The 12,210-nt window shown below is 43.0% G+C and carries 8 protein-coding genes; 1 reads left to right on the forward strand and 7 read right to left on the reverse strand.

What is annotated here, in order from left to right; all coding sequences use genetic code 11:
* Window positions 1-126 precede the first annotated feature (126 nt).
* Entirely contained in the window at window positions 127-1,092 is a 966-nt protein-coding gene (locus tag NYE43_RS10515) for a bile acid:sodium symporter family protein (protein ID WP_326323898.1), read from the forward strand.
* Between the two features lie 57 nt (window positions 1,093-1,149).
* Here NYE43_RS10515 and odhB read toward each other — a convergent pair whose 3' ends face one another.
* From odhB to NYE43_RS10550, 7 genes are all read right to left on the reverse strand, one after another.
* Window positions 1,150-2,403 carry a 2-oxoglutarate dehydrogenase complex dihydrolipoyllysine-residue succinyltransferase gene (odhB, locus tag NYE43_RS10520; RefSeq protein WP_059293272.1) on the reverse strand — a complete coding sequence of 418 codons (1,254 nt, stop codon included), beginning with the start codon at window positions 2,401-2,403 and terminating at the stop codon, window positions 1,150-1,152.
* 15 nt (window positions 2,404-2,418) lie between these two features.
* Window positions 2,419-5,253, reverse strand: coding sequence for a 2-oxoglutarate dehydrogenase E1 component (gene sucA, locus NYE43_RS10525; protein ID WP_326323900.1), 2,835 nt, complete (start codon window positions 5,251-5,253; stop codon window positions 2,419-2,421).
* Window positions 5,254-5,481: 228 nt separating this feature from the next.
* Window positions 5,482-7,398 carry a vWA domain-containing protein gene (locus NYE43_RS10530; RefSeq protein WP_326323901.1) on the reverse strand — a complete coding sequence of 639 codons (1,917 nt, stop codon included), beginning with the start codon at window positions 7,396-7,398 and terminating at the stop codon, window positions 5,482-5,484.
* Window positions 7,399-7,408: 10 nt separating this feature from the next.
* Window positions 7,409-8,299 carry an AAA family ATPase gene (locus NYE43_RS10535; protein ID WP_010334584.1) on the reverse strand — a complete coding sequence of 297 codons (891 nt, stop codon included), beginning with the start codon at window positions 8,297-8,299 and terminating at the stop codon, window positions 7,409-7,411.
* An 87-nt stretch (window positions 8,300-8,386) separates the two neighbouring features.
* Window positions 8,387-8,977 (reverse strand): superoxide dismutase family protein, encoded by a 591-nt coding sequence (locus NYE43_RS10540; protein ID WP_024121733.1) that lies wholly within the window; start codon window positions 8,975-8,977, stop codon window positions 8,387-8,389.
* Window positions 8,978-9,120: 143 nt separating this feature from the next.
* On the reverse strand, window positions 9,121-10,356 hold the full coding sequence (locus NYE43_RS10545) for a C40 family peptidase (RefSeq protein WP_024121734.1): 1,236 nt from the start codon (window positions 10,354-10,356) through the stop codon (window positions 9,121-9,123).
* A 397-nt stretch (window positions 10,357-10,753) separates the two neighbouring features.
* Window positions 10,754-11,971 (reverse strand): macrolide family glycosyltransferase, encoded by a 1,218-nt coding sequence (locus tag NYE43_RS10550; RefSeq protein WP_341061810.1) that lies wholly within the window; start codon window positions 11,969-11,971, stop codon window positions 10,754-10,756.
* Window positions 11,972-12,210: the final 239 nt, after the last annotated feature.

Consider the following 12,210-nt stretch of genomic DNA (forward strand, 5'->3'; position numbering starts at 1 on the left):
ATATATCAGATCACAGTCAATCTATCAATATTGAATTATTCAGAAAATTAATTATAATAGGGGAATACCAAAAAATCTGTAAGGATTTCTGCTGGAGTTCTTGATCAGTGTATGAGGAGTGTTTTTATGGAAAACATCAGAAAGATAAGTCATTTCGCGGGACAAACCTTCGGAATCTGGGTCATTATTTTTGCCGTGCTCGGATTTTCTTTCCCGTCATTATTTTCTTGGATCAGTTCTTATATTACGATTTTGCTTGGCATTATTATGTTTGGAATGGGGCTAACACTGCAAACCGATGATTTTAAAGAGCTGATCAGAAAACCTTTGTACGTCATTATCGGAGTGATTGCCCAATATACGATTATGCCGCTTGTTGCTTTCGGCTTAGCATATGGCCTGCATCTCCCCTCGGAAATCGCGGTAGGCGTTATTCTCGTTGGCTGCTGTCCCGGTGGAACTGCCTCTAATGTTATGACATTTTTAGCAAAAGGCAATACGGCCCTGTCTGTTGCTGTCACAACGATTTCCACCTTGTTGGCACCGGTTTTGACGCCGGTTTTGATTATGCTGTTTGCCAAGGAATGGCTGCCTGTCTCACCTGGCTCGTTATTTATTTCGATTTTGCAGGCTGTATTGATTCCAATCATTGCAGGCCTAGTCGTCAAAATATTTTTCAAAAAACAGGTCGCAAAAGCCGTTCATGCCCTGCCGCTTGTTTCAGTCATCGGCATCGTTGCGATTGTGTCAGCTGTTGTAAGCGGCAACCGGGAAAACCTGCTTCAATCAGGATTGCTTATTTTTTCAGTAGTTATCCTGCACAACGGGTTTGGATATTTACTGGGATTTCTATGTGCAAAGCTGTTAAAAATGGATTATGCGTCTCAAAAAGCAATTGCAATTGAAGTCGGCATGCAAAACTCAGGGCTTGGCGCAGCACTTGCCACGGCACATTTTTCACCGCTATCTGCCGTTCCGAGCGCGATTTTCAGTGTATGGCACAACCTTTCGGGCTCCCTGCTCGCTACATATTGGTCTAAAAAAGGTAAGAATCCAAAAGAAGATTCAAACAGCACAGAACTGACTCTTTAACATTCTATTGTATATAAAAAGGTACATCACATTTATCCGTGATGTACCTTTTTTGTTTTATCCCTCTAACAAAAGCTGTTCAGGATCTTCTAGTAAGTTTTTAATTGTGACAAGGAATCCAACTGCTTCTTTACCATCTACGATCCGGTGATCATAAGATAATGCAATGTACATCATCGGACGGTTTTCGAAACGTTCTTCATCAATTGCGACAGGGCGCAGCTGAATCTTATGCATACCCAGGATACCAACTTGAGGGCTGTTTAAAATCGGTGTCGACATGAGTGAACCGAAAGTCCCTCCGTTTGTAATTGTAAATGAGCCTCCTTGCAGCTCACCAAGGGTCAATTTATTGCTTCTCGCTTTTTTCGCAAGCTCGCCGATTTCTTTTTCAATGCCTGCAAATGTCAGGCGGTCTGCATCACGTACAACTGGAACGACAAGTCCTTCCTCAGCTGCGACAGCGATTCCGATATCATAGAATTTTTTAACAATCAGCTCATCGCCTTGAATTTCTGCATTCAAGAGCGGATATTTTTTCAAAGCCGCTACAACAGCTTTTGTAAAGAAAGACATAAAGCCGAGCTTCACTTCATTTTGCTCAAAGAATTGGTCTTTGCGGCGTTTTCTAAGATTCATAACAGCCGTCATGTCAACTTCATTAAATGTAGTCAGCATCGCAGATGTTTGCTGTACTTCGACTAGACGTTTTGCGATTGTCTGTCTGCGGCGTGACATTTTTTGCACTTCAACAGGCTTTTCAAAGCTTTGCTGTGTTTTTTGAGCCTGCGGCTGCTGTTTTTGCTGAGGAGCTGGTTTCGCAGCCGGTTTTTCATACGCCTCAACATCCTGTTTGCGCACTCTTCCAAGCGGGTCGCCAGTCGGAACCTGAGACAGGTCAATCCCTTTCTCTCTCGCCAGCTTACGTGCAGAAGGAGATGCGATTGTTCTTGATTTTGCTTCAGTTTGCGCTTCCTGGCTCACTTCTTGCGCCGCTGGTTCAGCTTGCTTTTCTTCTTTTTCACTTTCTTTGCTTTCAGCCTTCTCTGAAGGAGCAGGGGCAGAACTTTCACCCGCGCCTTCTGTAATGGTACCGATAATTTCTCCAACTTGGACGGTATCACCCGAATCTTTCAATACCTCTTGAAGAACACCCGATTCTTCTGCTGTCAATTCAACATTTACTTTATCCGTTTCAAGTTCAAGCAGATATTCACCCTGTTCTACATAATCACCGGGCTGCTTTAACCATTGGGCTATTGTTCCTTCTGAGATTGATTCTGCTAATTCAGGTACCTTAATTTCCGCCATTTTTTCATTTCCCCCTTAGTTTTTGCGAGTCAAGCTATCAGATACAATACGTTCCTGTTCTTTTTTATGAACTGTCGGATCTCCCTCTGCAGGACTGGATCGTCTTCTTCGTCCAATATATTGAACGCTTACTCCTTCTGGTGCAAGTTCTGTCAAATAAGGGCTGATGTAGCTCCAAGCCCCCATGTTCTGCGGCTCTTCCTGAATCCAAACGATTTCTTTTAGGTTCGGAAGCTTTGCAAATAATTCTTTGACTCCTTTTGCAGGGAATGGATACAGCTGTTCAATTCTCGCAATGTGAAGCCACTCTTTCCCGTCTTCTAACTTGTTGAAATGATCGCTGATGTCTATAGATACTTTACCGCTGGATAATACGAGCCGCGTTACTTTTTCATACTCATGAGAAAGTCCTGACTGTTCGTAAACAGGCTGGAAGCGGCTTTCACTGAGCTCCTGCACTTCAGAAACGGTATTCGGATTGCGCAGAAGGCTCTTCGGCGTCATGATGACGAGCGGACGAATTTCCTCACGCAGCAGCATTTTAGCCTGTCTTCTTAATATATGAAAATATTGAGCGGCGCTTGTCAGGTTGGCAACCGTCCAGTTGTTCTCAGCAGCTAGCTGCAGGAACCGCTCGATTCTACCGCTTGAATGCTCAGGGCCCTGTCCCTCGTAACCGTGCGGGAGCAGCATCACTAATCCGGATTTTTGGCCCCATTTTGCGCGTCCAGCAGAAATAAATTGGTCAAAGTACACTTGAGCAGCATTGGCGAAATCTCCATACTGCGCTTCCCACAGGACAAGTGTTTCCGGTGAATGCACGTTATAACCGTATTCAAAGCCGAGAACCGATCCTTCAGACAGCGGGCTGTTATGAACGGCAAATGATGTATCACAATCTGACAAATGGTGCAAAGGCACAAATTCTTTGCCTGTCTCACTGTCGTGAAGTACAAGGTTTCGTTGGGCAAACGTTCCGCGCTCAGAATCCTGTCCTGTTAATCGAATCGGTGTTCCGTCTTTCAGAATGGAAGCAAACGCGAGAGATTCAGCCAATGACCATTCCACTTTTCTGTCATCATCAAACGCCTTGGCCCGTCTTTCTAAAATGCGTTTTAGCTTACCGAATACATTAAACGACTCCGGCCAATTGACCAATTCGCCATTCAGCTTGCGGAGCACATCAAAATCAATAGATGTGTCTACATCCGGAAAGCCGTTTGAAACAGGTTCCGGAAGTTCTATTTCACAAGCGATAGGTTCCTTTTTAGCCGGCACTTTTTGATAAGCGTCTTCTATGCGTTTCGTTACCGACTTTTCAATGTTTTGAACAACTTCCTCGGTTAGCACCCCATCTTTAATGAGCTTTTCCGCGAAAATATGTTTGACAGTCGGATGCTTTCTTACAGCGTCATACAGCATCGGCTGAGTAGTTGACGGCTCATCCATTTCGTTGTGTCCGTAGCGTCTGTACCCGATTAAGTCAATCAGAAAGTCCTTGTTGAATGTTTTTCGGTATTCTACCGCAAACTTAACAGCTGAAAGACAGGCTTCAGGATCGTCCGCATTTACGTGAACAATCGGAATTTCATAGCCCTTCGCCAGGTCACTGGCATAGTTTGTTGATCTTGATTCAGCGCTTTCTGTTGTGAATCCGATCATGTTATTGGCGATAATATGAATCGCACCGCCGACTTGATACCCTTTTAAAGAGCTTAAATTCAATGTTTCAGCTACAATTCCTTCCCCCGGGAACGCAGCGTCTCCATGAATTAAAATCGCAAGTGATTTTGTTTCATCCTGAACCGGATATCCGCTATGTGTTCTTGTTTCCTGCGCCGCTCTTGTGCTGCCTTCAACAATCGGATTGATAAATTCCAAGTGGCTCGGGTTATTCGCCAGCGTAATGCGCGCTGACTTCGTTTCAGCGTCATGAAGCTCACGGTTCGCTCCCAGATGATATTTGACATCCCCCGTCCATCCGTAGCTGATGCCGATTGATCCTTCAGACGGGACAAGATCTTTGTTAGGCGCGTGCTGGAATTCTGAGAATATGATTTCATACGGTTTGCCCAGCACATGTGCCAGCACATTCAGGCGGCCCCTGTGCGCCATGCCGATGTTGACGCTCGTTGTACCTGATTTGACAGATTGTGCAATTATGTCATCAAGCACTGGAACGAGAGCGTCCAGACCCTCAATTGAAAAACGCTTCTGCCCGACGAAGGTCCGGTGTAAAAATTGCTCGAATCCCTCTACTTCCATCAGTCTCTCCAGCACAGCTGACAGCTTTTCGGCTGAGTTCTTTTGGAACAATTCACCGGATTCAATCTTTTGAGTCAGCCACTCGCGCTCTTTAAAATCGTGTACATGATCAAATTCAAATGAGATGGTTCTTTTATACGTATTTCGCAAATATTGAATGGCTTCTAAACCGTTCGTAATGTTTGTAGGAGCGTCTTTACAAATGACCGACGCAGGTATTTCTTGTATTTCCTCTTCTGTTAGCCCGTAATCGGATAATGGAAAGAGCTCGCTCTTTTTCCCATCCTTTCTGAGCGGATTGACGGAAGCGTTCAAATGGCCATAGGTTCGTATATCTTCTGCAAGTCTGATTGCTGATGCGATCTTTTGTATCAGATCGGCTGTAACACGTCCCTTTTCTTTTGTTCCCGATGCCTCTTTTATATCGCTTGGAGGAGCTCCGAGTTCGTCGAACATTTCCTTCAGATCCGGATCAATGCTGTTCGGATCCTGGGTGTACTGATCGTAAAGCTCCAGCGCATAGCCGAGGTTCGGACCGTAAAAATCTTCCCAATTCATTCGTTGTTTCATATTATTTTGAAACATTTGAATATTACCCCCAACCTAGATAATCAAGTGATTTATTCACTATCTTAAAATAACTTTCGAACGCTGTGTCCAAAATTATGTAATAAAAACGCTTCCAACGATATTTTACCACTGTTTGCAATTTGATTCTACCTTGATTGTTCACAAAATAGTAAAAAACCTTTATAAAAAACAAAAAATTTAATCATTTAAAAAAAGAAACGCCAAAAAGCATAGAATAAAGGGTTATCCTATGCTTTTATGGAGCAGTTTTTTAAGAAGCGGATACAGTACATCCGGAAGCTGATCGACATCCGGGACAAATATACTGAACTTCCCGTACATATCCTGTATCGTTTTCATTTGTGATTCTTCAATTTCCGAGTTGGAGAGAAAAACATTTATGACTTCTATTCCTCTTTTTCGAGCTTCGATAACCGCTTCACTTGTATCGACAATTCCATTTTGCTCATAACCAAATGCGGCCGGCTCTCCGTCAGAGAACACGATTAAGAATTTTTGCGCCTCGCTCCGCTGCAGCATTTTTTTCGTCATTTGCCTGATCGCATAGCCGTCACGGTTGTCTTCCTCAGGTTCAAGCTGCATTATCGCCGGTCCCGCCGCCTGTCTTAAGGATGACTGAAATGGAATTACCGTATTAAAATAGTTCGGCTGACTCGTTTCGGTCGCATCGTTTGTATCCTCCCAGAAACCGACAATTTGATGCGGGACTGCTACCGACTTCAGGGCTTCGTGAAACAATACGATTCCCCTCTTCGTTTCATCCATTTTGTCGAACATGCTTGCTGAACAGTCGACCAGCAATGTAAAAACAGCGTCAATTTCTGAAGAAGGCTCTTGTTTTTTGTAAAAAAGACGCGGATTCCGCTCCGTAAAATAACGGAGAAGCTTGTTGTTCAGACGGCCCGCGTGAAGGTCAGTCCTTGGCAGCGTTTTTTTGTGTTCAAGCGTTTTTTGAATCATCTGTTTCAAACGCTTCTGATACGATTCGATCGATTTTGCCTGCTGTTTATAAGAAAGCTCTTCATCTTGTGTTGCAGGCTGCGGTTCTTTATAAATCGCAAACGCGAATTTATTTTCCTTTCCGTCGGCAAGACCCGCACCGTTCGGCTGGTCTTTTTTGGACTCCAGCGCTTCCAGTTTGGAATAGTCTTTTCGTTTTGTCTGTCTGGCTGAACCTTGAACAGAGCCGAGGGCCTGGTCTCCATCGTCCCCTTCACGAGAAGCATCTTTTCCTAAATCGGATTTTGCGCCGTGTTCAATATCAAATTGAAGGAAGCTTTTAGACGGCGCTTCTGTTTCACGGTGCCAAGTCGGCATTTCTTCATCGTGAATATCTTCATCGCCGTCTGACTTTTTCGGAAGCGTTATGTCATCACTCAGCTTCGGCGCTTTTTTCTCTTCTTCAAATAACGGCTGCTCGGCAGCTTTTGCATAATCTAACTCAGGCAAAAAGAAGTAGGTATTCAGCATGTCTTTATCAAGCACCTCTTCAAGTCCGTCCATGATATCTTCGACAATTTTCAGAACGTGATGTGTAGAATCAGCTTCATACACACGCAAGAGCTGCTGTTCGATAAACGGACGCATCAGATCAATATCATCACGCATAGACGGGATGGCTTCCAGAGGCGATTCCGCCGTCAGCTTGACATATATGGCGCAAAAGAGCGCATCCGTAAAAATGCTTCGTTCTAAATTTAAAGTCAGCTGCGTGGAGAAATGTTTTCTGAACATGTCTTTTCGTTTTGCAAATACATGCTTTGTACCAGGACGCTCGTGTTTGATACATTCTTCAATTCTGATGTCCTCAAGCAGCATAAACAGCTGTTTGGCAAAGCTTTTGTACGTAAGATTGTGCTGGATATAATCCAAAAGGCTCGCAAACTCTTGCAGCGAGCTGTATTTTGTTCCGACCGATCGAAGGTAGACATCGCTTTTGAGACCTGCTTCCATATCTTCAGCTGCTCTGTCCTTCCAAAAGTGGCTCATGTAGATTTTTTTTTCAAATGGGTTGTAGTAGGACTGAACGCCATACTCCACTTCCACTGCCTCACTTTTGGTGAGCGTTTTGGCCAAATCGGTCAGCATCATAAATAAAAACGAGTCAATTGTGCTGTCATTAAATTTGATAAATTTCATCGCACATCCCTCATTCAAACAGAGTTTCTGCGATATTTCGGACCGCCGCCTTTTCACGGTCATCGTCAAGCTTCTCTACAATTCCCCGTTCGATGGCGCGTAGCGGCGGAATATAAGCGGCTAAATCACACGTATCAATTAAAGCTCTGATGGATGCCGCTTCTTCAGACACCTGCCCGTTATTGGCCTGAACGATCAGATCAGAAGACAGCGTGATAAACCGGTCAATCAATTTCTCATCATGAAGGGCAGACTGAGACATGAGTACTTGTTTCAGCAGCTCGCCTTTAATATAAGGCACATCAATAATGACAAAACGGTTTTTAAGCGCTTCATTCAGCGGAACGGTTCCGACGTAGCCTTCATTGATGGCAGCAATGACTCCAAACCCTTCTTTTGCCCGAACGACTTCTCCTGTAAACGGATTTGTCATCATTTTTCTGTAGTCCAATACACCGTTTAAGATTGGCAGGGTTTCCGGTTTTGCCATATTAATTTCATCTATATAAAGAAAGTGGCCCTCATTCATGGCCGTTGTCACAGGTCCCGAGACAAACTCGATCGTCGCCTGGCCAGATTGATTTTCAATGGTTTTATAGCCGACCAGCGCTTCAGCATCCAAATCAACTGAGCAGTTGACACTGTGCATCGGTTTATGAAAATAGCTGGACAATGTTTCTGCCAGCTTAGTTTTACCTGAGCCTGTAGGTCCTTTTAACAGGATATTTTTCCCCATCGCCAATGCGATAATGGCATCGAATAAAATGGCTTCATCCTCCGCCTCATAGCCTGATGTCCCGATAAGCGATTGAAATTCTGGAGAAATCGGCTGGCTTTTATATGATAAAAGCTTATTTTGTATATCTTCCGGCAATGTTAAGTGCTGCAATTGAGATGTCATAGACAGGTTTCCTTTCCTATTCGTATTCCATTAACGAGTATACTAAAAAAGCCCCTGTATGCTCAATACAAAAGGGCTCCCACTATATTACTGTTTCTCGTTATTGCCAGAAAGCGCTCCGCAGACAATTCGCGCTCCTGAATTTCCGCTCGGATTCGTCAAATAGTCGTCAGCCTGTTCATGAATAATAAACGCGCTGCCATCCTGGTCGAGAATATTCAATTTGCTTCCTTTTTGTAAAGAGGTTTCAGGCGCATTCATAATAACATCTACTTTCCCGTCTGCGCCGACTTCAAGATTCGGAAGATCTCCGGCATGATGTCCCATCGGATTATTGAAGCCGTGTTCTTTGTTCAGCGGATTAAAGGGTCCGCCCGCGGATTCAAAATCCGGCCTGACACATGATCCTTTTTCATAAATATGAAACCCGAGTGAAGCCCCAGGTGTCAGGCTGTGTGCTGAGATGTGAAAATCGAGCCCTTCGTCTTCTGACTCTTTTATTTCAATAAACCCGACTTTTTTGCCTTCTCTATTGACCAGCTGAATCTGATGGCGAAACGCTGAGGTTTCTATTACCTTTTTTTCCGGTACCCGCCGCGGATGATCGGGAGGTGTTTCCTGACTGCATCCCGCAAGCCCCAGTGCCGCCAGCACGATAAGGAGCAAGAAACGATTCATGCTGTCTCCCCCTTGTTTTTTCTAACAGTCTGGTCAATCATATTCCGATATAAACTAAAAAAAGCCTTTTAAAAGGCTTTTACATTAGGGCAGCAGGACGTCCTGCCCAAACGCCCCGTCTGTCTAATGTCGATGCTCAAAGTTTAAAAATAGCTTCGTGCGCCCAGGTAGCGCTGTTTCCAATACGAATTGCTGAGATTGGAAATGCCCACACCGTCGGAGCTTGCATGAATAAAATTGCCGCCGCCCAAGTAAATCCCCATGTGAGACGGTCCGGATTTATACGTCGTAAAGAAAACAAAGTCACCGACTGACGGCTGGCTGACTTTTTGCATTACGTTCCAGTACCCTGCCGTGCTCAGCCTTGAAATAGATGATACTTTATTAATGAGGTAATAAATATAACCGCTGCAATCGAAACCGGAAGGCGTATTTCCGCCCCAGCGATACGGAACACCGACATATTTTTTTGCCTCCGTTATCATTCTGTCAATCTTTGTTCCTATTTGAACGTTTGATCCTGGTTTGTCTTTCGGGACTGTCTTATTGGAATTATTTGATTTAGTCGTTCCTGAAATCGTGAGAACCTGCCCGATTCGCAGAACATCACTAGACAAATTGTTCTTATCACGGATACTTTGCACAGTGACGCCCAGCTGATTCGCAATCTTCCATAACGAATCACCTGATTTCACTTTGTATGTAGTTGTTTTTGAAGAATTTGAGTTTGACGGTTTTTTTGAACCGCCGCTACCGCTATTGGATGAGCTGCTTTTTTTTATTTTTAATACTTGCTTAGGGTAAAGCGTATCTGATGTTAAGCCGTTTAAGGTTTTCAATTCGGCCACCGTCATATTTAGACTGTTTGCGATTTTCCACAGAGAATCACCAAGCTTTACAGTATATGTACTTTTTGATGAGCCTGCAGAATTTGAACCGTTGCTTTTTTTCTGCCCATTCGAACCATTTGAACTGCTTGTCCCTTTAATTTTCAGTTTTTGGCCGGGACGAATCAAATCACTGCTCAGGCTGTTTAAGCTTTTAAGCTCTGAAACACTCATTTTATGATTTTTGGCAATCATCCATAAGGAATCACCATATGCTACGGTGTATGTTGACGTTTTGCTTGAGTTTGATGAGGATGTTTTGCTTTTTTTGCTGCTTTCAGGAACTTTAAGGCTTTGGCCGACATAAAGCATTGACGATTTCAATTTGTTTTCGGATTTCAGTGCTGAAATACTCGTATGATACTGGCGCGAAAGTTTCCAAAGGGAGTCACCGCTTTTCACCTTTATCGTTTTTGCGTCCGCGGGTGCTGCTGCCATCGATGACCCAACAACTGCGGAAACAGCCAAGCCGGCTACGATCTTCTTTTTCATTCATTTAACCTCCTAAACTTTTTATGAGACAAACAGAAATAATTAGTATTCTGTTTCCAAAAATGGCACACATACGTTTTATCGTCACTTTTTTAGCGTTATAAACAAATTTTTATAGATCCGGCAGCAAATTCAGCTACGTTCGACCTTAAAACTCTAGATAAACACCTAATACTTTACATAATTTGTATAGGTTTATCGAAAGTCTAAGGAACTATTTAAGCGGGGGTAAAATGATTGGTTTATGCTGATGAAAGAAGCAGATTTTCCTCCTTTCCTGTCTGTTTTTCTTTCAATTCTCTATCAAAGTGTCAAATCCCTTCTTCTGACTGCAACTCTGCCCAGCTTTCCGAAACAGTTAAAAGCCTGTCCATTTCAAATGAACAGGCTGTATACACTATGCGTTAGCTGATTGAGTATTGTGTTTAACATATTCAAGAATGCTGTCGGCAGCTTTTTCAGCACCGCCTGCTGCTTTCAGTGACTGGCCAATTGCTTTTGCATTCTTAGCATAAACAGGATTGCTGATCACTTCTTGAATGGTTTCTTTCAGAAGGTTTTCAGACAGCTGTTCTTTTTTCAGCACTTTCCCCGCACCTACTTGTTCCACCTGTTTTCCGACAGCGAATTGATCAGCTCCCATCGGAATGACAATGAGCGGTGTTTCAAAATATAACCCTTCGCTTGTGCTGTTCATTCCGCCGTGGGTGACAAACAAACTGGCTCTTTTCAGGATTTCAAGCTGCGGCACATACGGGCGCACAATAAAATTGTGAGGAATATCGTTTAACTCACTTTGTTTAACATGTTTCCCAATGGACAGCACAACTTTTCCGTCAAAGTCTTTGCACACCTCGAGACATTGGTTGAAAAACTCTTTTTGATTATTAAAAATGGTTCCCATAGAAATAAACAGCACGTTTTCATTGTCAATCTCATCGAATGGAAAGTCATTGCTTTTGGCTCTTTTTGCAATTGAAGGACCAACAAACACATAATTTTCTCCGAATTGCTCAGCCATTGGCTGAAATTCTCTTGACGTAAAGACAATCGTCAAATCTCCATCGGACGAAAAAACGTCAAACGGCTTGGTAATTCCCGCTTGAAACTCGGCATTTAAGGTTTCTGCGAGCTGCTGATAGGATTCGTAATAAGGTGAGTCTTCAAATGGTCTGCTATTGAAGGTGTCCATCATTTCCTTTAAAAAATCCTCATTCATTGCAAAGGTCGTACATAATGAAAATCTCGGCAGCTTCAGCAGATTGGCAATGATTTTACCGGCCAGGAAATGGTGATCATATATGACATAATCATATGATTCGTTTTTCACTTCATTATAAATATGGGTGGCGATGTCCTTACACCCTTTCAAAAAGGCGCATATCATTTCGGCAAAATCTCTTTCCTCATTACCAGTTGCGTTTTTTCCGAAATATTCTTCTCTAAAATCGTTATAGTCACGAAATTCAATATCAAGCGCAGTGATTTTTTCTTCGTATTCCTTTACTGCATAGTAAGTAATGTTTTCTCCTCGTGATTTCAGCTCCTTCATTACACCGATAGACGGATTAATATGGCCCTCTCCCGGAAAACCGATCATTAATACATTAGCCATGCGGCACACCCTTCCATTAAAATTTATGTAATATTTTATACAGTACTATAAATACAAAATCAGGTAAAGTATTTAACTTTATTAATATTAATCCAATATAACTTTTATACTAGGTTACATTTCCCGACTTTCTATTTTCAAGAAAAAAAGCATTCAGTATAGCATGAATGCTTTTAAAAAAGAGTTCTATTCCAGTCATTTTGTCTCATGAGACGAAAGCTGTTCGGGTCCTTTTGTTT

Origin of the sequence: Bacillus sp. FSL R5-0434, assembly GCF_038004745.1 — a bacterium.
Taxonomy (GTDB): Bacteria; Bacillota; Bacilli; order Bacillales; family Bacillaceae; genus Bacillus; species Bacillus halotolerans.